The 20,422-nt window shown below is 56.8% G+C and carries 20 protein-coding genes and 1 tRNA gene; 15 read left to right on the top strand and 6 right to left on the bottom strand.

The features are described 5' to 3' along the window. Positions 1-120 precede the first annotated feature (120 nt). Together RIB44_05235 and RIB44_05240 are read right to left on the bottom strand one after the other, a co-directional pair. Entirely contained in the window at positions 121-1,353 is a 1,233-nt protein-coding gene (locus RIB44_05235) for a carbohydrate porin (protein MEQ8615977.1), read from the bottom strand. A 476-nt stretch (positions 1,354-1,829) separates the two neighbouring features. Then, positions 1,830-1,918, bottom strand: a tRNA-Ser gene (locus tag RIB44_05240). A gap of 253 nt (positions 1,919-2,171) precedes the next feature. Between RIB44_05240 and RIB44_05245 the strand changes: the two genes are divergently transcribed. Beyond that, positions 2,172-2,363 carry a hypothetical protein gene (locus tag RIB44_05245; GenBank protein ID MEQ8615978.1) on the top strand — a complete coding sequence of 64 codons (192 nt, stop codon included), beginning with the start codon at positions 2,172-2,174 and terminating at the stop codon, positions 2,361-2,363. A 27-nt stretch (positions 2,364-2,390) separates the two neighbouring features. On the opposite strand, the gene clpB is transcribed toward RIB44_05245, so the two are convergent. Beyond that, positions 2,391-5,051, bottom strand: coding sequence for an ATP-dependent chaperone ClpB (gene clpB, locus RIB44_05250; GenBank protein ID MEQ8615979.1), 2,661 nt, complete (start codon positions 5,049-5,051; stop codon positions 2,391-2,393). A 151-nt stretch (positions 5,052-5,202) separates the two neighbouring features. Further along, complete coding sequence (gene dnaK / locus RIB44_05255) at positions 5,203-7,113, bottom strand: molecular chaperone DnaK (GenBank protein MEQ8615980.1); 1,911 nt, start codon at positions 7,111-7,113, stop codon at positions 5,203-5,205. Positions 7,114-7,504: 391 nt separating this feature from the next. Between dnaK and pheA the strand changes: the two genes are divergently transcribed. From pheA to RIB44_05305, 10 genes are all read left to right on the top strand, one after another. Continuing rightward, positions 7,505-8,584 carry a prephenate dehydratase gene (gene pheA / locus RIB44_05260; protein ID MEQ8615981.1) on the top strand — a complete coding sequence of 360 codons (1,080 nt, stop codon included), beginning with the start codon at positions 7,505-7,507 and terminating at the stop codon, positions 8,582-8,584. A gap of 52 nt (positions 8,585-8,636) precedes the next feature. Then, positions 8,637-8,900, top strand: a complete 264-nt coding sequence (locus RIB44_05265; protein ID MEQ8615982.1) for a hypothetical protein — start codon at positions 8,637-8,639, stop codon at positions 8,898-8,900. Between the two features lie 50 nt (positions 8,901-8,950). Further along, the gene (gene aroF, locus RIB44_05270; protein MEQ8615983.1) at positions 8,951-9,988 is read left to right on the top strand and encodes a 3-deoxy-7-phosphoheptulonate synthase; all 1,038 of its coding nucleotides are present in this window, start codon (positions 8,951-8,953) and stop codon (positions 9,986-9,988) included. Between the two features lie 102 nt (positions 9,989-10,090). After that, on the top strand, positions 10,091-10,861 hold the full coding sequence (tpiA, locus tag RIB44_05275) for a triose-phosphate isomerase (GenBank protein MEQ8615984.1): 771 nt from the start codon (positions 10,091-10,093) through the stop codon (positions 10,859-10,861). A gap of 153 nt (positions 10,862-11,014) precedes the next feature. Continuing rightward, a complete protein-coding gene (gene secG / locus RIB44_05280; GenBank protein MEQ8615985.1) occupies positions 11,015-11,491 on the top strand; it encodes a preprotein translocase subunit SecG in 477 nt (158 codons plus the stop codon). A 40-nt stretch (positions 11,492-11,531) separates the two neighbouring features. Further along, the gene (locus tag RIB44_05285; protein ID MEQ8615986.1) at positions 11,532-12,419 is read left to right on the top strand and encodes a YicC/YloC family endoribonuclease; all 888 of its coding nucleotides are present in this window, start codon (positions 11,532-11,534) and stop codon (positions 12,417-12,419) included. Between the two features lie 111 nt (positions 12,420-12,530). Continuing rightward, positions 12,531-13,121: a guanylate kinase gene (gmk, locus tag RIB44_05290; protein MEQ8615987.1), complete on the top strand. Its 591-nt coding sequence runs from the start codon at positions 12,531-12,533 to the stop codon at positions 13,119-13,121. Between the two features lie 4 nt (positions 13,122-13,125). After that, positions 13,126-13,389 (top strand): DNA-directed RNA polymerase subunit omega, encoded by a 264-nt coding sequence (locus RIB44_05295; GenBank protein ID MEQ8615988.1) that lies wholly within the window; start codon positions 13,126-13,128, stop codon positions 13,387-13,389. Positions 13,390-13,442: 53 nt separating this feature from the next. After that, entirely contained in the window at positions 13,443-13,985 is a 543-nt protein-coding gene (locus RIB44_05300; GenBank protein MEQ8615989.1) for a flavoprotein, read from the top strand. Between the two features lie 17 nt (positions 13,986-14,002). Next, complete coding sequence (locus RIB44_05305; protein MEQ8615990.1) at positions 14,003-14,641, top strand: phosphopantothenoylcysteine decarboxylase; 639 nt, start codon at positions 14,003-14,005, stop codon at positions 14,639-14,641. Position 14,642: 1 nt separating this feature from the next. Here RIB44_05305 and RIB44_05310 read toward each other — a convergent pair whose 3' ends face one another. Continuing rightward, on the bottom strand, positions 14,643-14,879 hold the full coding sequence (locus RIB44_05310; protein MEQ8615991.1) for a DUF2934 domain-containing protein: 237 nt from the start codon (positions 14,877-14,879) through the stop codon (positions 14,643-14,645). A 294-nt stretch (positions 14,880-15,173) separates the two neighbouring features. Between RIB44_05310 and argC the strand changes: the two genes are divergently transcribed. The 4 genes from argC (at position 15,174) to RIB44_05330 (ending at position 19,020) form a co-directional block, all read left to right on the top strand. After that, positions 15,174-16,184, top strand: a complete 1,011-nt coding sequence (argC, locus tag RIB44_05315; protein MEQ8615992.1) for an N-acetyl-gamma-glutamyl-phosphate reductase — start codon at positions 15,174-15,176, stop codon at positions 16,182-16,184. Positions 16,185-16,222: 38 nt separating this feature from the next. Further along, positions 16,223-16,609 (top strand): GxxExxY protein, encoded by a 387-nt coding sequence (locus RIB44_05320; GenBank protein MEQ8615993.1) that lies wholly within the window; start codon positions 16,223-16,225, stop codon positions 16,607-16,609. A gap of 77 nt (positions 16,610-16,686) precedes the next feature. Further along, entirely contained in the window at positions 16,687-17,889 is a 1,203-nt protein-coding gene (gene argJ, locus RIB44_05325; GenBank protein ID MEQ8615994.1) for a bifunctional glutamate N-acetyltransferase/amino-acid acetyltransferase ArgJ, read from the top strand. Positions 17,890-18,006: 117 nt separating this feature from the next. Further along, entirely contained in the window at positions 18,007-19,020 is a 1,014-nt protein-coding gene (locus tag RIB44_05330) for an NAD-binding protein (GenBank protein MEQ8615995.1), read from the top strand. A 7-nt stretch (positions 19,021-19,027) separates the two neighbouring features. Here RIB44_05330 and cbiE read toward each other — a convergent pair whose 3' ends face one another. After that, entirely contained in the window at positions 19,028-20,272 is a 1,245-nt protein-coding gene (gene cbiE, locus RIB44_05335; GenBank protein ID MEQ8615996.1) for a precorrin-6y C5,15-methyltransferase (decarboxylating) subunit CbiE, read from the bottom strand. Between the last annotated feature and the right edge of the window lie 150 nt (positions 20,273-20,422).

The following is a 20,422-nucleotide window of genomic DNA, read 5'->3' on the forward strand; positions in this document are numbered from 1 at the left end:
TTGATAGCAAGCATTCAGGCGATTCGGTCGTTCGCTGACCGACCCACACGGTCACTTTCAGGCGTGGGATTAGCGAGGGGGTGCCACACTGCTCGCGGGAAGACTCAGGCAGGCGATTACTTACAGGCGCACAACCGCACGTACGCCTGCTACAAGTGCCGTATTCACATTTTCTCGGCTAGGAACAAGCACTTGCAGGTCGGGTGTCACATTGAGCCAAGGGGTCGCCTGCCAGTTGTAAAAGATTTCCACTCCGTGACCATCTCCAATTGGCCCGAAGGCGGTTTCCAAGATCGGTCCAATTTCGTCACTCGATCCGGCAACAAACCAGCCTACGCCGAACGTGTCAGCCCCATGTCCCGGTAACGGATTGTGCCCACCCACGCCAAAGCTAAGAAACCATTCCAGTGGATTCGCTTCCTCGTCGGCGATGCCTGCACGACCGAACAAACCCCATCCGCGACTTGCGTCTTCGGCATCGACGTGCAAATATTGATCGAAGTTCCAGTAGAGCGACCAAGATCCATCAGCTTGATTGATTGGTATGTTGGGAAATATGATCCGCGGATCTTGCCCCAGGGCAACGAACTCCCGGCTGCTCCACGTCCCGCCAAAGAGTTGGTGGCCTGGAAGACCGCCGAAAGTTGTCGGCAAACGAAGCTCAGCCGACATGGCGACTCCCTCTGCAAAAAGTTCATTGAAGCCATCGGTTTCAGCCGTGTCGGTAGGGTTCAGAATGGTATAGGCGAATAGAGGCTCTCCTTCTTCTCCTAGGATGACGAAGCCAGCTCCGAGCGTTGAGTACGGAACGGTTCGCAGCGCAATTGGATTAGCCACGAAACCGGCATTCGAGAATTGCGTTTTGCCCCGCCCATGTGCGAAGGCGTTAATGTCACCGTCAAGCGTATCAAGCTTGCCAAAAAAGACGCCGAATCGTTCCGAGAGAAACTGCGTGAACAACACGTTGGTCAGTAGGAGTTCCTCGCTATCGAGCACTGGGAGATCGGCCAATACCGAAGCAGGCAGAAACGCCCCTGTGTCTTGGTTGATGTTTTCACCGAACCGATGTTCAGCACGGACTTTGAGGAATAGGCCTTCTTGCAGTCCCAGCTTTCCAAAATCGAGAGTGGTTACATAGTCCCCATGTCCGCCGTACTTGAAATTACGATTCAATCCCCCACTAGTTACGCCCTGGTAGAAGTTCGCAACATCAAGATCAAAAGTGATCCCACGATCAGCAAGCCAAGATCGATTGCCAAACCAATCGCCTGTCAGACCTTCCTGAGCGAAAAGGTTTGAACCGCAAGTGAAAAACAACGCGGTAGCAAGGGTTGTCAGGCGGTGGGCGAACATCGGAATGCGAACTCGCAAGTAAAGGCGCGAAGAAACCTCCGGTAATTATCGTATCGACGACCCTTTCTTGCTTCTGCGATGCAACTCATTCCAGGCGACTTATTTGCTACAACCAATAAACTCAATGTCGCGCGTGTAAATTCTCGTTAGCCAGTTCTAATTACGGAGTCTGACGAATACTTTACGGCGTTTCTTGGTCTTGGGGAGATTAAAGAACGATCTGTATCTCGTGTGGCTGCCGGCGTACCGAAAGCGGGCGCGGCAACTACCGGAAGCGGGGGCGAGTTCGAGGCTGGCCGTAACGTAGGGAGAACGGTGAACGGGTTGAACAATTCCATCGTTCTCCATTGCTTCGTTTCAGACCAGCAGTACGAAGGCCCTGCAATCGACCTAGTGTGACAGAAATGTGTCAGATGGCTTTCGAGAAGCAAAACCAACAAGAGAGGGCAATCGACGTAAGTCGTTCCCCTGTAGAGCGGACGGAGAGGGATTCGAACCCCCGGTACTCTTGCGAGCACGCCGGTTTTCAAAACCGGTGCGTTAAACCAGACTCCGCCATCCGTCCGTTGGAGAAGACGCAGTGATCACTGCGAAGAGTCTTCATTGGTCTAGCAAGACTCTACGTTTGCCCCAGCGAAGTGTCAATTCCCGCTTGCGGAAAGGCTGCTCAAGTATTGAGGAAACGCCGCGTTGACGGGGAAGGGTATCAGGGGCAATAATGCGTGACTCGACCGTGCCGCGGACATTATGCTTGGGAGCTCGCGGTTCTCGAATCAACTGTACGAATACCCAAGACCAATACCTAAGAAGGTGGCCCGATGCCAGGTAGCGAACGCCAACGAGAACTCCGCCGTCGTCGCAAACGTCGCGAAGCGATTCAGAAACTCAAAGCCAGACTTCCCAAGGCAACTGCCAGTGAGAAGGGCGAAATCGCCCGCAAGCTTCGCGAGATGACCCCTGGAGCGGAAGAGCTGATCGAAAAGTGGGAACTGGCCGAAGCGGCCCGCTAGACGTCCTGCCGTTAAATGCCCTTACGGTTAGACGCTAGCCGCATGTTGAGCCGCCGCGAAGGTGAACTCCTCGCCATCATAATCGACCACTACCTTCGCCCCTTCTGGGAATTCTCCCCGAAGGAGTTCCGTGGCTAGCGGGTTCTGGATCGCTTGCTGAATGACTCGCTTGACCGGTCTCGCACCGTAGGCAGGATCATAACCATCAGCGGCGATTTGGTTGCGAGCTTTCTCAGTGACTTCCAGGGCTAAGCCGCGAGCGGCTAGGAGCTTCTCCAAGTTATTGAGTTGCAGGTCGACAATCTTGGCGACCTGGTCGCGTTGGAGCGGTTCGAATACGATCGTCTCGTCGATGCGGTTGAGGAACTCGGGCAGGAATCGCGTGCGGAGCGAATCGTGCAGTGCTTCGCGCAATTGCTCCTGATCGCCACCCTCGCTGGCGATCTCTTGAATGAGTTGGCTGCCGACGTTCGAGGTCATCACGATAATTGTGTTCGTGAAATCAACCGTGTGGCCGTGATTGTCGGTCAGGCGACCATCGTCGAGCACTTGCAGCAAGATGTTAAACACATCGCGGTGGGCTTTTTCGATTTCATCAAGTAGCACGACGCTGAACGGACGACGGCGGACCGCCTCGGTGAGCTTGCCCCCTTCTTCGTAGCCGACGTACCCGGGAGGGGCACCGATCAAGCGGCTGACGGTGTGCTTCTCCATGAATTCGCTCATGTCGATGCGCACCATGGCGTTCTCGTCGTCGAACAGAGTCTCCGCGAGAGCTTTACAAAGCTCGGTCTTCCCAACACCTGTGGGTCCGCAGAAGAGGAATGAGCCGATGGGGCGATTCGGGTCTTGCAGGCCACTCCGGCTACGGCGCACCGCGTTTGCCACGGCTTCAACCGCTTCGTTCTGGCCAACGACACGTTGGTGCAAACGCTCTTCGAGAACGAGCAACTTCGCCCGCTCCGTCTCAACCATGCGAGAAACAGGCACGCCGGTCCACGCACTGACGACCTCAGCGATTTCATCGGGGCCCACTTCTTGGCGAAGCAGACGCTTCTTGTCATCAGATGCTGTGGCGTCTTCAGCCTGACGTTCTTCTTGCTCATCAAGCTGTTTCTGCAATTGCTTGCGGCGCGAATCGAGATCGTACAGCGACTGATAAAGGTCCTCGCCAATCAACTCACCCACGGACTGCTTCTCCTTGAGCGTCGCGGCCAGTTGTTCGTACTGATGCTCGACTTCTTGCAATTGCTCGCGCACCTGATGCACGTCGCCCATGCCGAGTTTTTCGCTCTCCCACTGTTCACGCAGGTCGGCGAGTTCTCTTTTGAGGCCGGACATTTCTTCTTCGATGTCGGAGAGCCGCTGCTGAGCGTGCTCTTCGGTTTCGTCCGAGAGTTGTCGTGCGGCTAGTTCCAACTGCATCAGCCGCCGTTGGACCTGGTCGATCTCCTCGGGAACGCTCTCCAACTCCATCGCCAATCGGCTGGTCGCTTCGTCCATCAAGTCGATGGCCTTGTCAGGTAGGAACCGATCGGCAATGTAGCGATTCGAGAGCTCCGCCGCGGCAACGAGCGCGCTGTCCTTGATCTTCACGCCTTTATGGTGCGCTTCGTAGCGAGGTTTCAAGCCACGCAGAATGGCGATGGTATCTTCAACCGAAGGCTCGCCGATGAACACGGGTTGGAACCGCCGCTCCAACGCCGCATCCTTCTCGATGTACTTGCGATACTCGTCGAGCGTCGTCGCCCCGATACAGCGCAACTCACCACGGGCGAGTGCCGGCTTTAGCAAATTCGCCGCGTCGTTGCCGCCCTCGGCAGCGCCAGCACCGACGACCGTGTGAAGCTCGTCAATAAACAGAATGACTTGGCCCTGCGAATCCTCAACCTCGCGCAGCACGGCTTTCAAGCGATCCTCAAACTCGCCACGGTACTTTGCCCCGGCGATGAGCGCACCCATGTCGAGTGCGATCACCCGTTTGTTTTTGAGGCTCTGCGGTACGTCGCTATGAACGATTCGCAAGGCGAGCCCTTCGGCAATCGCCGTCTTCCCAACGCCAGGGTCGCCGATCAGTACGGGGTTATTCTTCCGACGGCGCGAAAGTACCTGCACGACGCGGCGGATTTCGTTGTCGCGGCCAATCACGGGGTCAAGCTTGCCTTGCTCCGCGCGGGCCACGAGATCGATGCCGTACTTTTCGAGGGCTTGGAATTTGTCCTCGGGGTTCTGGTCAGTCACTCGAGCCGAGCCACGCACCTTCTGCATGGCGGCGAGCAAGTCCGCTTCAGTGACGGCGTTGAGCTTGAGCGTCTCTTGTGTTTTCGACTTCGTGGTTGTCAGCGCAAGCAACATGTGCTCGGTCGAAACGTACTCATCCTGCATCGTCTCGGCTGTCTTTTGAGCCGCTTCGAGTACCTTGTTCAAGTCGCCGGATAGCCCGGGCGGTGAACCGCCGCTGGCCTTGGGCAAGTGGCCCAGCTCCGATTCCACAATCGAGCGCAACTGCCCCTGCGGCACGCCCACGGCATCAAGCAAAGGGCGCACAACGCCTTCCTGCTCATCCAGCAACCCAGCGAGCAAATGAATTGGCTCCATCTGCGGATTCCCCGCATCAGCCGCCCGCTCCTGCGCACGCTGAACCGCCTCTTGGGCCTTTTGAGTCAGTTTGTCGAATCGGAATGCCATGGGTGTCCTCTATTTGCTTGCTCCAAACATTGGTTGACTGCGAAAAAAATCCCGAGGAGGTGGTGAGTCACGCTTTCGCTAGACTCGCCACCTGGCTCGGGCTGTAATAAAAAATAGCTGACGGCTGAGAGCTAACAGCCGATAGCTTTACTTAACTCTTCACCTCAAACTCCGCATCAATCGCGTCGTCGTCCGACGAATCCGCACTGGCCGTTTCGTCAGGTGAAGGAGCGTCGCCTTCGCTGCCTTCGGCTTGGGCGTTCTTGTACATCGCTTCGCTCATCGCGTGGCTGGCGGTTTGCAGCGCTTCGGTGGCGGAAGTGATTGCGGCGGCGTCCTCGCCCTTGATCGCTTCGCGCACTTTGGTGATCGCGTCTTCGATCGGCTTCTTGTCGCCGTCGCTCAGCTTGTCGCCTTGATCCTTGATGGTTTTTTCCACCTGATAGGCGAGGCTTTCACCCTGATTGCGGGCTTCGACCAGCTCACGCTTCTTCTTGTCCTCTTCCGCGTGGGCGGCGGCGTCCTCTTGCATGGCCTTGATCTCGTCTTCGCTGAGGCCCGAGGATTGCTCGATCTTGACGGTTTGCTCCGTCCCGGTGCCGAGGTCCTTCGCGCTAACGTTAAGGATGCCATTGGCGTCGATGTCGAATTTGACTTCGATTTGAGGAACTCCACGTGGTGCGGGCGGAATGCCTTCCAGGTTGAACTGGCCAAGCAGCCGGTTGTCCGCGCACATTTCGCGTTCGCCTTGGAACACCCGCACGGTAACGGCGGTTTGGTTGTCGTCGGCGGTGCTGAACACCTGCTTCCGCTCGGTGGGAATCGTCGTGTTCTTCTCGACGAGCTTGGTCATCACGCCGCCAAGGGTTTCGATGCCCAAGGAAAGCGGAGTGACGTCCAGCAGCAAGATGTCTTGCACGTCGCCTGAGAGCACACCACCCTGGATGGCCGCACCGATGGCGACGACTTCGTCCGGGTTGACGCCCTTGTGAGGGTCTTTGCCGAAGATGTCCTTCACCAACTCTTGCACGGCAGGGATGCGTGTCGAACCACCGACGAGGACTACTTCGTCAATGTCCTTGGGGTCCATCTTCGCGTCTTTGAGCGCTTGCAGCACAGGGCCGCGTGTTCGCTCGACCAGACTGTCGACCAGCTTCTCGAAGTCCGCACGGGTGATGTTCATCTGTAAATGCTTCGGCCCGCTGGCGTCGGCGGTGATGAACGGCAAGTTCAGGTCGGTCGATTGGGCAGAGCTCAGCTCTTTCTTCGCTTTTTCGCACGCTTCCTGAAGACGTTGCAACGCCATTTGGTCAGAGCGAAGGTCGATGCCTTGCTCTTTCTGGAATTCATCCGCTACGTGGTTGATGAGCGCTTCGTCGAAGTCGTCACCACCTAGGTGCGTATCACCGTTGGTGCTGATCACGCGGAACACGCCATCGGCCACTTCGAGAATCGACACGTCGAACGTACCACCACCGAGGTCGAACACGCAGATTTGCTCTTGCGCTTTCTTATCGAGACCATAGGCAAGCGATGCGGCGGTTGGCTCGTTGATGATACGAGCAACTTCCAAACCGGCGATCTGACCAGCGTCTTTGGTGGCCTGACGTTGCGCGTCGTTAAAGTAAGCTGGAACGGTGATCACAGCCTTGTTGACGGTGTGGCCAAGATAGGCTTCGGCAGATTCTTTCAACTTACGAAGAGTCTTCGCGGAAACCTCTGGCGGCGTGAATTCTTTATCATCCACTCCAACCTTCACGTAATCCTCGGGCCCGCCGACGACTTTGTAGGGGACCATCTTTTCTTCCGAGGCGACTTCATTGTGGCGACGCCCCATAAACCGCTTCACGGAATAGACCGTGCGGGCAGGGTTGGTGACGGCCTGACGACGAGCCGGCTCGCCGACGAGCACTTCGTCTTTATCAGTGAACGCAACGACGCTCGGCGTAAGGCGGTTCCCCTCGGGGTTGGGGATGACCTTCGCCTCCTTGCCTTCCATGACGGCAACCACACTGTTGGTGGTTCCCAGGTCGATGCCAATGATCTTCTCTCCAGCGGCCATGTTTCTCTCCTCGGATGGGGAAATTCGGTGTTTTCGTTTCGATATGGTTGAGCTGCGACATGGGGGATCCAGCCGCAGACGTATATTTCACTCCGACAGAAGAAAGCAAAGGCCGTGCCGAGTCTTGCTTGGAGTATCGGATGTGACACAAGTCATTATTGGGTATTGCTTTATGTGGATTTTGGATTGCCAGAGTTGAACCCTGGACTGGCATGTCGCTGTCAGATTGGCAGCGAATCGCGAATCGGCGACTTGTCGCTTAGCCGCCAAACCCGCCAAATTGACAGCTTAGTAAGTATCTGGCCGATTTTGAGGGCTCGAGTGCTAGAGTTTCTCGGGCTTTGCACGCCTGAGCCCTTGGTGACCTCTCGATAGCGAACATACTGAGCAAATGGCCAAGAAATCTCCCAAGCCACGCACTTCGACCCCCAAGCAACTGGCGAAGCTTGATCGCGAGTTGCTTGCGGCGATGAACGAGCGCGTGCAGAAGGCACTTGATCGACGTGCGACCAAGCCCAATGAGGATTCGACGTTGGCCGATGCGCACGAGGCGATCCAGTCGCTCTTGGAAGAAAACGAGGGCCCGCTGGGCGATGAAGCCGTTCGGGCCATCTTCCGCGAACTCTACAGCGGACTGCGGGCAGCGGAGCAAAAAACACGGGTCGCGTTCCTCGGACCGGAGTTCACGTTCAGTCACTTGGCGGCGATTGAACACTTCGGCCAGAGCGTCGAGTTCGTCCCGGTTAGCTCCATCGCAGCCGTGTTTGAGTCGGTGGAGCGCGGATCGGCTGAGTTTGGCATGGTCCCGCTGGAGAACTCGACTCACGGACGCGTTACCGACGCGCTCGATTGTCTCTCAAATAGCAAGGCGAAAATCTGCGGTGAGGTGCCTTTGCCCATCCGGCATTGCCTGCTGGGAGTCGGCGAGCGGAGCGAGATCCGAAAGGTTTGCAGCAAGCCGCAGGCCCTTACCCAGTGCCGGAATTGGCTGGCGAAGCACCTGCCAGAGGCGGAAATCACACCAGTCGCGAGTACGGCAGAAGCGGCGAAGATGGCCGCTACGGACCGAACCATCGCAGCGGTGGCCAGTGCTGAGGCGGCAGCCGTGCACGAAATCAAGATTCTTGCCCGAAATATCCAGGATCAGACGGATAATGTCACTCGCTTCGCGGTGATTGGCGAACAGGCGGGGGAGAAGACTGGCAACGACAAAACGGCCCTGGTTTTCGAGGCCCCGCACGAGCCGGGAGCTCTCGCCGACGCGATGGCCATCTTCAAAAAGCAGCGTCTGAATCTCACGTGGATCGAGTCGTTTCCGATCCCCGGGGCCCACGGGCGATATCTGTTTTTTCTCGAGTTCCAAGGCCACCCCAGCGAACTCCGCCCCCGCCGTGCGCTAGCTTCGCTGGAGAAGAAGTCGCTTCGCCTGACGGTACTGGGCTCCTATGCACAAGCCGGCTCGGTTGATTAAACTAGTTGATTCGAGCGAGGTGATCAGAGCTGACTATATAGGGGGCTCAACCATGACGATCAAGCTTGGATTGGCGACGGTGATTAGTTGCTTCTTCGCGGGAGTCGTTGCAGGTGGTCTGATCGGCTACCTAGTCGGAAGCCTTTCGCCTTCGTTGATTCCCGCCTTGGTGCCAACCTTACCAGAAGGCGTGAATCTTCGCGAAGTTGCGGTGAGCCTCGGGCTCATCAACGGCGCTTGGGGCGGTCTGGCCGTCGGCATAGCACTCACGGTAGTTGTCGCTTGGTTTGAGAGTCGAAAACTGAATAACAAATAACTTGCCCTCGAAGGATTAAGCGAATCACCGAAACGCGATTCGATAGTTCCATGATTATCATTTTGAAAGAATCCGCGACGGACGAGCAGATCAATCACGTCGTCAAGAAAGCCAAAGAGCTAGGCTTCGATACCAACGTCAGCCGCGGCAGTTACCGCACCGTCATCGGCATGATCGGCGACGAGTCGAAACTGCAGCCCACGGCCTTGGAAGCGATCCCCGGTGTGGCTCAAGTCGTCCCTGTGATGCCGGCTTACAAGTTGGCGAGTCGTGAAGCGCATCCCAAGAGCTCGATCATCGAAGTGGGAGCTACGAAGATCGGCGGCGGACACTTGGCGATGATCGCGGGGCCCTGTGCCGTCGAGTCCGCCGAGCGGATGGACGAAATCGCCAAGTCGATTCGCGATTCTGGGGCGAACATCCTGCGTGGCGGCGCGTTCAAGCCTCGGACAAGTCCTTACTCATTCCAAGGACTTGCCGAAGAGGGGTTGAAGATCCTCCGCGACACCGGCGACCGCTACGGTTTGCCGATCGTGACCGAAGTCGTCGATCCGCGCTTGGTCGACTTGGTTGCCCAGTACACGGACATGATTCAACTCGGCGCACGCAACATGCAAAACTTTGTGTTGCTCACCGAGGTTGGCAAGACGAATAAGCCCGTCCTGCTGAAGCGAGGCATGAGTGCCACGATCAAAGACTTGCTAATGAGTGCCGAGTACGTGATGGCCCAAGGCAACTCGAATGTCGTCCTCTGCGAACGCGGCATCAAAGGCTTCGATCCGGCGACACGCAACCTGTTCGACGTGGCCGCCGTGCCGCAGGTTCAGGAGCTTTCGCACCTGCCGATCATCGTTGATCCAAGCCATGCGACCGGTCGCCCTGAGTTGATTCCGTCGTGTGCTTTAGCAGGAGTTGCTGCCGGGGCGGACGGCGTGCATATCGAAGTCCATAACAAACCCGAAGACGCCATGTCCGACGGGCCCCAGGCCTTGCTGCCGGATCAGTACGCAGAGGTCATGCAGCAGATCAAGAAAGTGGCTGAGGTGATGGGCAAGGAGATTTCCGAACCTGCCGCTGCTGCCGTATAAGTCTCGCGCAGAGACGCGGAGACGCAAAGAATAATCGTATTCAACTAACTCGCTTCGCGCCTTAGCGCGTTCGCGAGAGACAAGAAATCAAGGAGAGAGAAAATGCGACGCCCACTCATTGCCGGCAATTGGAAAATGAACACGGACCGAGCAAGCGGGACCGAACTGGCCTCTGCCGTTGCTGCACGCGCCGGCGAAGCGGCCGACGTTGATTTGCTCGTCTGTCCTCCGTTGGTTTACCTATCGAGCGTGAAGGAAGCGATCGGCTCGGCTAATGTCGCTCTCGGCGCCCAAAACATGTACCACGAACCCAGCGGTGCGTTCACGGGCGAGACTTCCGCTGACATGCTCAAGGATGTTGGTTGCACCTACGTTATCCTAGGCCACAGCGAACGCCGTCACGTGATGGGCGAATCGGACGCGGACGTGAACAAGAAGACGCTCGCCGCTCTCGAAGCCGGGCTCATCCCCGTGGTTTGCGTCGGTGAGCTGCTTGAAGAGCGTGAAGCAGGCAAGACGGCTGAGGTCATCAAATCGCAGTTCGAGGGCTCGCTTGCCGGATTGAGTGCAGGCCGAATCGAGAAGACAGTCATCGCCTACGAGCCAGTCTGGGCCATCGGCACCGGCAAAGTCGCTACTCCCGAGCAAGCCGAAGAAGTTCATGCTGATCTTCGCGGACTGCTTGCTGAACGCTACAATCAAGAGGCTGCCGACAAGGTCCGGATCCTCTACGGCGGCAGCGTGAAGCCCGACAATGCGAGTGACTTGCTCGGCCAAGAGAATATCGATGGAGCCTTGATCGGTGGAGCGAGCCTCAAAGCAGACGACTTCCTGGCCATTGCAGCAGCAGGTGTCGCAACAGTAAACGCCTAATAATATTCCCTAGCCCGCGAGCCACGTCTCGCGCGGTTAGCTGAGTGTGAGTTCATCCTCGCGAGCCAATTTCGATAACACAGTGCTCGCGGGCTAGAAACTAGTAAGTACAAACACGATTCAAAACCCATACGAAGCGACGGAGCACTCCCCGTGGATCTGACACTCGCCACCGCATTGCTGGCTCTTAGCATGAAACCCGTTTACGGTTTTCTGCTATCTGTGATCGCCATATTCATCATTCTTCTGGTCCTCGTGCAGCGAGGGCGCGGAGGCGGCTTGGCCGGCGCTCTCGGCGGCGTTGGTGGATCGAGCGCTTTCGGTGCCAAAGCGGGTGATGTTTTCACCCGGATCACCATCGGTGCGGCTGCCGTTTGGATCGTTGTCTGCATCGCTGCTGCGAAGTGGGGCGGCGATACCGAAAGCATGATCGGCGACGACTTCGGCGGCGGCAAAGCAGCCGCTTCGGCCGAAGATGGGGCTGCTGAGGGCGGTGATGCTGAAGAAGGGGCGGAAGCTTCTGAGGGTGAAGGGGACGCCGAACCAGGAGACTCCGGCGAGCAGGCGTCTAGCGAAGGAGACTCTGAGAAGGCGAGCGACTCTGAAAGCACCGATGAGTCAGCCGAGTGACTTTTCCTCCCCATCCAGAGTTCGTTAAGCAGGGTTCGCAGTGACGCTTTTGAGTATGACCGGGTTTGGCGAAGCTCGCGCTGAGCAAGCCAACTGTTCTGCAGTCTTCGAGCTGCGCACGATCAACAGCCGTCATTTCAAGCTTAGTCTCCGTTCTACCGACGGTTACGGATCACTCGACGCCCGCATCGAGTCTTTGCTACGCGAGTCGATTCGCCGCGGTACGGTTCACGCCAACTTGAAGATTCGTGAACTGGGCACCGACGAAGATTTTCGCATCAACGAGCAGGTTCTGAATCAATACCTCGACCAACTTCAAGCCGTTGCCGCCAAGCGGGATTTGAACGAAGAGCTACGGGTTGAGCCGCTGGCATCGTTGCCGGGAGTCGTTCAATTAGCCGCTACCGATACCACGGACCCCGACCAGGCTTGGCCCCTGGTGCAGTGCGTGATTAGCGAAGCGTTGGAAAACCTGACCAAGATGCGCGCTGAGGAGGGGGCTGCACTTGCTGCCGATTTGAAATCGCAATGTGACGCCGTTGCTAAGGCGCTCGACATCATTGAGAAACGGACCGAAGTGGTTGTTGAGCACTATCGTCAGCGCCTCCATGAACGGGTTTCCGGAGCTCTTTCCGATTTGCAAGTGACGCTCGAACCGGCAGACCTGATGCGTGAGGTTTGCCTTTTTGCCGAACGCTCCGATATTTCCGAGGAAGTTGTCCGCCTGCGAAGCCACCTCCAGCAGTTTGAAAAGACGATGCAGCTGACCGAAAGTTCTGGTCGCAAACTCGAGTTTATTTGTCAGGAGATGGGCCGCGAAACGAACACGATCGGATCGAAAGCGAACGACGCGGAGATTTCCGCACAGGTTGTTGAAATCAAGACGGCCTTGGAACGCATTCGCGAGCAAATACAGAACGTAGAATAGCATCGTACGGAGTACGACTAGCAGACGAGCCACGCCTCGCCCGGCTGCTTGCAGCTTAGCCGTAGCACACCGTGCGAGGCGTAGCTCGCGGGCTGAGAAGTAAACTTGAACATGTCTTCAACACGCCACGGAAAACTGATCGTCCTCTCTGGGCCCTCGGGCGTTGGAAAGTCGACCGTGGTGAAGCGGATTTTGGAAGAGAGTGGCGATGGTCTGAAGCTAAGCGTCTCTGCCACCACGCGGCCACCAAGACCAGGTGAAACCGACGGTGTTGACTACCACTTCCTCAGCGATGCGGACTTTGCTCAGCGTCGCGAGGCCGGTGAGTTCCTCGAATGTATCGAGGTTTTCGGTCGCGGGCACTGGTATGGAACCCTGTGGAGCGAGGTGAGGTCTAGTCTGTCAGCCGGGAAATGGGTTATCCTAGAGATTGACGTCGATGGGGCAAAAGACGTGCTGCAGGACTTTCCTGCCGCAATTTCGATCTTCATCGGTCCAGAAAGCCTTGAAGAACTCGAACGCCGTCTGCGGACTCGCGGTACGGAGACCGAAGAAGCAATCCAGCGTCGGCTGGCGGTCGCCCGCCACGAATTGGCGATGGCGGGCAACTATCAATACAACGTAATCAATATCTCCGTCGAAGAGACGGTCTCAGAAATCTGCGGCATCCTGAAGAGTCAGGGATTCAAGAAGGAAGAATAATCGAATGATTGATGCATTAAAAGAAGAAGAAATCGTCAACAAAGTAGGCGGGCGTTTTAAGCTGTCCACTCTGATTCAGAAACGACTCGCCGCGATTAATGCCGGTGCGCGACCGTTGGTTGATCTGCAGTCAGACGACAAGATGGAAATCGTCGTGCAGGAAATCCTGCAAGACAAGATTTTCCTTGACACCTCAAACGAGGTGAAAGTCGTAGCCGACGGACCTGAATCGGGCGGTCCTCCTGAGTTGGATCTCTCGGCACTCTAGTCTTCTTCGACTTGTCGCTTAGCCGCTTGATCATTTTGAAGGAGTGACTCCCTATGAAACGCGAAATCATTGTCGGCGTTTCGGGAGGAATCGCAGCCTACAAATCAGCGAGTCTCGTCAGTCAGCTGGTCCAGGCCGACAACGCAGTAACGGTCGTGATGACCGAGTCCGCGAAGCAGTTCGTTGGTGAGGCGACGTTTGCTGCCTTGACCGGACGGACCGTGGCGAGCGATTCTTTCGACCCTTCAGCCTACCCACTGGGTGCGCACATCGAGCTGGCCCGCCGTGCGGAGTTGCTATGCGTCGCCCCAGCAACCGCCAACTACCTAGCCCAAGCCGCTTGCGGCTTAGCCAGCGACCTCTTAAGTACGCTAACTCTCTGCTTCAAAGGCCCCATACTGGTCGCGCCTGCAATGAACAACGAGATGTGGACCAACCCCAGCGTTCAAAGAAATGTCGCGCAAGTGATCGCCGATGGGTTCCATACCATTGGTCCTAACGAGGGTTGGCTTAGCTGTCGCGAGCGTGGTCCAGGACGCATGGCGGAGCCAGCAGAAATCGCCGCGGAAGTGCATCGTTTGCTGTCCGAAAAGTGAGCTAGACGGAGGCGGCGATGGCAAAGATTCTCATCACTTCTGGCCCGACGCGGCAGTATATCGATCCGGTTCGCTACCTTACGAATGCCTCGAGCGGTCGAATGGGCGCAGCGCTCGCTCAGGCTTGCATGGAGCTAGGTCACGAAGTGGTCGTCGTCAGCGGACCAGTCGAGGTGAAGTACCCCAAAGGTGCCCGAGTCGTTCCGGTCACTTCCACCGAAGAGATGCTAGTCATCGCCCGTGACGCCTTCGACAAGTGCGATGGCCTGATCGGCGCCGCAGCGCCGTGCGACTATCGCCCCAGGCAAGTCGAACCTGCGAAGATTGCCAAGACCGGGGAGCCTCTGTTACTTAAATTGATTGAGACCGAGGACGTTGTTGCAACGCTTGCCGCCGAGAAGGGTCATCGCTGGGTCGTCGGTTTCGCTTTAGAAACTGAGGATCACCGGCTGAGAGCACTGGCGAAACTCGAACGCAAGCGATGTGATCTCATGGTCTCCAACGGTGTCGAGGCCATGCATGCCATCGATAACAGCGTCGAAGTTCTCGACGCCCAAGGAACGGTTATTCAGAAGGCCAGTGGTCCGAAGGAAAACGTGGCGCGAGAAATCCTCGAGGTGATTCAATCCCGCCTCATCGAGCCGGTGATGAATTGATCTAGTAGCTTGCAGCCCGACCGCGGATCCTCTGGAAAAACCTCAGCAAGGGGCCACGCGGCTGCGTATGCTTGGCTTCGATGATTAGCTGATCGACCGCCGCTTGCCAGTCGTCCTGGCCGTTCGTCTCGGGACGCCCCCGTTCTTCCCAGATTTCGTAGGCACGGCGGGAGATTTCTTCGTCGGTGATTCCCAGCTTGTGGGCTTCAGATGCGTCTTGCGCGCTGTTTCTTGACATCAGGGAGGCTCCTTCTCTCATTTAGGCGGGAATGGCTGATCGAATATTGATCACTCCATCTCGGCGTAGTCTATCGTGAGGTCTAGCATTTTTGCAAGGCGGACGTCAGTCTCCATCTGTAGAACTAGGCCGAACCTGCCTTGTCGGATCGTGTCCCATGCTCCTGACAGGCTGTGGCAAGCCGCCACAGCGTCGGCTATACTATGGGATTGTCGGGTAGTCGCTGCGTCGCGGTGTTCCTACGCAGACCCCGGCAATTCCTTCCTCCCGCCTCCGTAATCTGATTTTCTTGCGATGATTCGAGTTGCCGTCCTTGGTGCTACTGGGTATGCCGCCAGGGAACTGCTGGCGCTTTTGCTGCGGCATCCGGAAGTTCAGGTTACCACTCTCACCACGCGGTCTGAAGACCGACCCCATTTGGGAGATGTCCATCCAACCCTCAGGGGACGATTGGACCTGCACCTCGAGAATCTCAATCCGACGGAAGTTGCCGAGCGGGCGGACTGCGTTTTCTGTTGTTTGCCTCACGCCGCGAGTGCAGCCGTAGTAAGCGAGTTGCTCGCTGCCGACTGTCGCGTCGTCGATTTTAGTGCCGACTATAGGCTGAATGACGCCGAAGTTTACAGCCGATGGTACGGAGTGACGCATCCCGATGCCGAGCGTCTTGGGCATGTTCCGTACGGTCTCCCCGAGTTGTTTCGCGACTCGATCCGCGACGCTAAACTCGTTGCCAATCCGGGCTGCTACCCGACGGCTGCCATCCTTGCCATTGCTCCGCTTTTGAAAGCGGGAGCTATTAAAGCCGAAGGAATCATCATCGACGCGAAGAGCGGAGTCAGCGGGGCAGGGCGGTCTGCGAAGCCTCACCTGCACTTCCCTGAAGCCAACGAAAGCGTTCTACCCTACGGCGTCGGCACGCATCGTCACACACCGGAAATCGATCAAATCCTGAGCAGCTATGCAGACGCCGTAACGGACGTAGTGTTTACTCCCCACTTGATTCCGATGGACCGTGGCGAATTGATCACCGCCTATGCGTCTCCGGGTGAGAGCGCCCCACAAACTCAAGACTTGCTGGCAATTCTCAAGGATCACTACGCCAACGAGCCGTTTGTCCGCGTACTTGACGGTATCCCCGGTACGAAGGGTGTCGCAGGCACCAACTATTGCGATATCACCGCGAGACGAGTCAGGGGGAAAGTGCTGGTTGTGGGAGCGATCGATAACTTGATCAAAGGTGCGTCAGGTGCCGCGGTGCAGAATTTCAATTTGATGTACGGATTCGAAGAAACGACGGGTTTGTAGGTACTTGTCCCACGCAGAGGCGCGGAGAACGCGGAGTTTTGGAGATCAATCAGATAACTGGTGCTGTCCTTGACACATCTATCGAGATTCACCGTCGGCTAGGTCCGGGATTGCTTGAAACCGTCTATCGAAAAATACTTGCTCACGAGCTTCGGAAGCAAGGTTTTCAAGTTGAGGAGGAAGTACCGATTCCCGTAGAGTGGGATGGGGTAAGAGTGGAGTTGGGATTTCGTGCAGATATCATTGTCAATGCTGCCGTTGTGGTTGAAACGAAGTCGATTGAGTCAATCCTTCCCGTACATAAGAAACAAGTGCTAACTCATTTGAAGATTATGAATCTTCAAGTTGGGCTGTTAATCAACTTTGGCGAGACCTTACTCAAAACCGGAACTCATCGCATCGTGAACAACTTCGTTGAGGATTGAATTGGAACACTCTGCGTTCTCCGCGACTCTGCGTGGGACACGAACGCTACAAGCCCAGAGAAGAGATTGAATCAGCAATGCCCGACCAACTTCCACAAGGTTTTCGAGCCGCCGGCGTCTACACCGGTGTGAAACGAAACCCTAATAAGAAAGATCTTTCGCTGATCGTTTCCGAAGATCCTGCGGTTGGGGTTGGAGTCTACACCAAGAACGTTGTCTTTGGCGCCCCCGTTCAGCTCAACCGGGAACGCACCCCAAGCGAATCCATTCGAGGCGTAGTCATCAACTCTGGCGTCGCCAATGCCTGCACGGGTGAGCAAGGCTACCGAGACGCGGTGACAATGGCCGAAAAAACCGCCGCCGCTTGCGGCTTAGCCGCATCAGAGGCGAAAGACGTCCTCGTCATGTCCACCGGCCTCATCGGCGAAATGCTCCCCATGGAAAAGATTTCTGCGGGCATCGAAGCCGCTTCGCAGCAGCTTGCCACCGACGAACAGTCTCTCATCAATGCCGCCCGTGGCATGATGACCACTGATACGACGCACAAGATTCGCAGCCGTAGTTTCGAGATCGACGGCACCACGATCCAGGTCACTGGCATGGCGAAAGGTGCCGCGATGATCGGCCCGAACATGGCAACCATGTTGGCGGTGATTATGACCGACGCCAAGCTTTCCGTTGAGGACGCCAACGCAGGCCTCAAGGATGCGGTCAACGAGTCATTCAATTGCATCAGCGTTGAAGGGCACATGAGCACCAGCGACACGGTGCTGCTTCTCGCAAATGGAGCTGCCGGTGGGCCGGTGCTCGAAGGTAAGAGCCTCGCGATGTTCCAAGCCACGTTGGTGGAAGTTTGCGAAGATCTCGCCCAATCAATTCCCGCCGATGGCGAAGGGGCGTCGCACTTGATTACGGTCGAAGTCCACGGGGCAGCGAATCGCGAAGACGCCGTGAAAATTGCTCGAACCATCGCCGATAGTCCGCTCGTGAAGACGGCAGTCACCGGAGCCGATCCTAACTGGGGCCGAATCGTCTCCGCAGCCGGCTACGCCGGCGTGGATTTCGATCCCAAGAAAGTAAGCCTGCACCTGAACAGTTCGCTTCTCTACGAACGCGGCGTGCCGGTTTCCTTCGATGCGGCAGCCGTCAGCAAGTCGATGAGCGAAAGCCGCGATACGCACTTAGTGCTGCTGCTCGACGAGGGCCATGCCTCCGCCCGTTTTTGGACTTCTGATTTGACGGCAGAATACGTTAGGCTGAACGCAGATTACCATACATGATGTCAGCCGCCACGCGTTAGCGTCCGGTTCTTATGTGATAGAGTGCGAAACCGGGGGCAAACGCTCGGCGGCTGAAATTCAGCCTGGCCCCTCGCCCCTAGATGCTAGCCCCTAAGAATGACCCACGCCTTCAAACGCATCCGCCGCGGCTGCCTAATGATTGCCGTGGTGTTCGTCGGCTCGGTGCTGGGACATCATCTCGTCACAGGAAGCCCGCTGCTGGAGAGCATCTACTGGACGGTCATCACCGTCGCCGCGGTTGGCTATTCGCAGCAATTGGAACCGAATGTCACGCCGGCGTTGCAACTGCTGACAATGGGAGTGATTCTTGTTGGCATGCTATCCGTGGCGTACACGCTAGGTGTCTTGCTACAAGCAGTGATCGAAGGACAACTCGAACGCGCAATGGGAGCTCGTCGGATGATTCGTCAAGTTGATAAGTTAGAAAACCATGTGATTATCTGCGGTTACGGCAGAACCGGCCAAAACCTAGCGGAGAGACTAAATCATCAGGGAATTCCCTTCGTGATTATCGAAGCGAAAGAAGATGCCATCGCCGATGCAATGAGCAGTGAGTACGTCGTTTTGGAAGGCGACGCTACCGATGAGGACACTCTCCGCCAGGCGGGAATTGAACGGGCGAAGACCGTGGTGATCGCCATCCAGAGCGATGCTGACAATGTGTTCCTAACCTTGACGGCAAGGAACATGAACGCCAACCTGCGCATCATCGCCCGCGGCGAGCAAGTTGGCACTGAGCGGAAGCTCCGCCAAGCAGGAGCCAACGATGTTGTCTTGCCAGCAGTAATCGGTGCTCATCGTATGGCCGACATGATCGTCCGCCCTCACGCCGCTGAGCTGATGCACCGCGTTGGCGACATGAACAACAGCCTTGAAGCGATCATGGCGGAGATATTCATTCCCGAGGGAAGTCTGCTGCCGGGCAAGACGATCCGAGACGCTGGCTCCGATCTCCAGCAACGTTTGCTGATCGTCTCTGTACGTCGCCCCGACGGCGAAGAAGTCTTCAACCCCTCAGCCGACTACGAGTTCTCCGCTGGCGATTGCCTCATTGCGATGGGCGAACCGAGCCAGATCAAGAACTTTCGCGAGAAGTTCCAGGTGGGGTAGAGTTCCCTCACTTCTGGGCCGCAATCAGAAACGCGGGCCTGAGCGAATCAAATCGTAGTCGCTCTAACTGCTCCCCGGCGCGAGCCACATTCACCATTAGCACGTCGTAGCTGGAGGCTTTCTCTGCGAGAGCAGCTCTCATTTCCAGGAGGCCATCAACGCTCACGACGTTCGCTACCAGATGGCCATGCTTCAGCAATCGCTCGAAGGCGAGTTCCGAAAGCTTGGCGATTTCACGCCCGCTCCCCTCCAGAAAAACGGCTGTGGGGTCGGGCAAATCGGCCCAGCAATCGGGGGCCCGACCGACCACTGGGGTGACATTGGTCACCTCGAACCGTTTCGCGTTCTCGCGGATCAGGTCGGCATCCTCTGCATCTTGCTCAATAGCGTAAACATGTCCACCCACGGCAAGTTGGGCCGCTTCGACACTCACGGAACCACAACCGGCGCCCACGTCCCAGACGATGCTTCTCGATCCGAGGCTCATCTTTGCCAGGGCTATAGCGCGGACTTCGGAAGTCGTTAGCAGGCCGTGCTTCGGCTTCGACTGGACGAACATATCGTCGGGATTGCCAAAGAGGCTTCGAACTGCGGAAACGCGGGGACGATCAGGCGTCTCCGCGTCGCGAACCAGGATCATCACGTTCAACGGGCCAAATTCCTGGCCGGCAATTTCTTTCAGAGAGCCGCGGGTGACGCACTCGTTTTTCGCGCCCAGATTCTCGCAAACGTAAACCGTAAAGTAATCGATTCTGTGGGCGAGTAGCGCCTCAGCAATCGCCGCGGGGCCACACTCGGGCGTTGTGAAGAGGCCGACCTTCTCAGCCGCTCCAATTCGATCAACAATCGACTCCAACTCGTGGTTGGCCAAATTCGTGAGATATGCTTCATCCCAGCTTTCTTTCACCCGCGCAAAAGCAAGCTGCATGCTGCTGACGTGGGGGATGATCTCGCACCGATCTCGTCCAAGCCGGTCGCAGAGAAAGCGAGCCAGTCCGTAAAACAACGGGTCACCGGAGACGAGCACGGCAATCGGGCCGTTTCCAGCAGACTCGATTTGCTCAGCCGTCTCCTCGATATCGGCGCTCATCGTAATGCGTTGGTTGGAGCCTTCGCCAACTAACGAGAGGACACGTTCATTGCCGAAAAGCGTTTCCGCCTCGTGAACGAGCTTCTTAACCGAGTCACTCGCCGCGGCAAGACCGTCGTCACCGATGCCAATGATCGAGATGGGAGATTGGTTCGTGGCCATCGCATAGATGTATGGGGTTGAAGGGGTCGTTTTGCTTTCCAAACCCTCATTCTAGCGACTATTCAGCGCAATCACTACGGCCAGAGCGGAGTAAGCTCAGCGGCGAAACGTGATACACAGCCCACTGCCCACTGCCCACTGCCCACTGCC

It is taken from the genome of Lacipirellulaceae bacterium (assembly GCA_040218535.1).
Taxonomy (GTDB): domain Bacteria; phylum Planctomycetota; class Planctomycetia; order Pirellulales; family Lacipirellulaceae; genus Adhaeretor.

What these genes read in the sequence shown, in the direction of transcription:
- RIB44_05295 (MEQ8615988.1), top strand. Translation starts at nt 13,126, where the DNA reads ATGATTGATGCATTAAAAGAAGAAGAAATCGTCAACAAAGTAGGCGGG.
- RIB44_05245 (MEQ8615978.1), top strand. Translation starts at nt 2,172, where the DNA reads ATGCCAGGTAGCGAACGCCAACGAGAACTCCGCCGTCGTCGCAAACGT.
- argJ (MEQ8615994.1), top strand. Translation starts at nt 16,687, where the DNA reads ATGCCCGACCAACTTCCACAAGGTTTTCGAGCCGCCGGCGTCTACACC.
- clpB (MEQ8615979.1), bottom strand. Translation starts at nt 5,051, where the DNA reads ATGGCATTCCGATTCGACAAACTGACTCAAAAGGCCCAAGAGGCGGTT.
- cbiE (MEQ8615996.1), bottom strand. Translation starts at nt 20,272, where the DNA reads ATGGCCACGAACCAATCTCCCATCTCGATCATTGGCATCGGTGACGAC.
- RIB44_05300 (MEQ8615989.1), top strand. Translation starts at nt 13,443, where the DNA reads ATGAAACGCGAAATCATTGTCGGCGTTTCGGGAGGAATCGCAGCCTAC.
- aroF (MEQ8615983.1), top strand. Translation starts at nt 8,951, where the DNA reads ATGATTATCATTTTGAAAGAATCCGCGACGGACGAGCAGATCAATCAC.
- RIB44_05235 (MEQ8615977.1), bottom strand. Translation starts at nt 1,353, where the DNA reads ATGTTCGCCCACCGCCTGACAACCCTTGCTACCGCGTTGTTTTTCACT.
- tpiA (MEQ8615984.1), top strand. Translation starts at nt 10,091, where the DNA reads ATGCGACGCCCACTCATTGCCGGCAATTGGAAAATGAACACGGACCGA.
- dnaK (MEQ8615980.1), bottom strand. Translation starts at nt 7,113, where the DNA reads ATGGCCGCTGGAGAGAAGATCATTGGCATCGACCTGGGAACCACCAAC.
- argC (MEQ8615992.1), top strand. Translation starts at nt 15,174, where the DNA reads ATGATTCGAGTTGCCGTCCTTGGTGCTACTGGGTATGCCGCCAGGGAA.
- RIB44_05265 (MEQ8615982.1), top strand. Translation starts at nt 8,637, where the DNA reads ATGACGATCAAGCTTGGATTGGCGACGGTGATTAGTTGCTTCTTCGCG.
- pheA (MEQ8615981.1), top strand. Translation starts at nt 7,505, where the DNA reads ATGGCCAAGAAATCTCCCAAGCCACGCACTTCGACCCCCAAGCAACTG.
- RIB44_05330 (MEQ8615995.1), top strand. Translation starts at nt 18,007, where the DNA reads ATGACCCACGCCTTCAAACGCATCCGCCGCGGCTGCCTAATGATTGCC.
- gmk (MEQ8615987.1), top strand. Translation starts at nt 12,531, where the DNA reads ATGTCTTCAACACGCCACGGAAAACTGATCGTCCTCTCTGGGCCCTCG.
- RIB44_05310 (MEQ8615991.1), bottom strand. Translation starts at nt 14,879, where the DNA reads ATGTCAAGAAACAGCGCGCAAGACGCATCTGAAGCCCACAAGCTGGGA.
- RIB44_05305 (MEQ8615990.1), top strand. Translation starts at nt 14,003, where the DNA reads ATGGCAAAGATTCTCATCACTTCTGGCCCGACGCGGCAGTATATCGAT.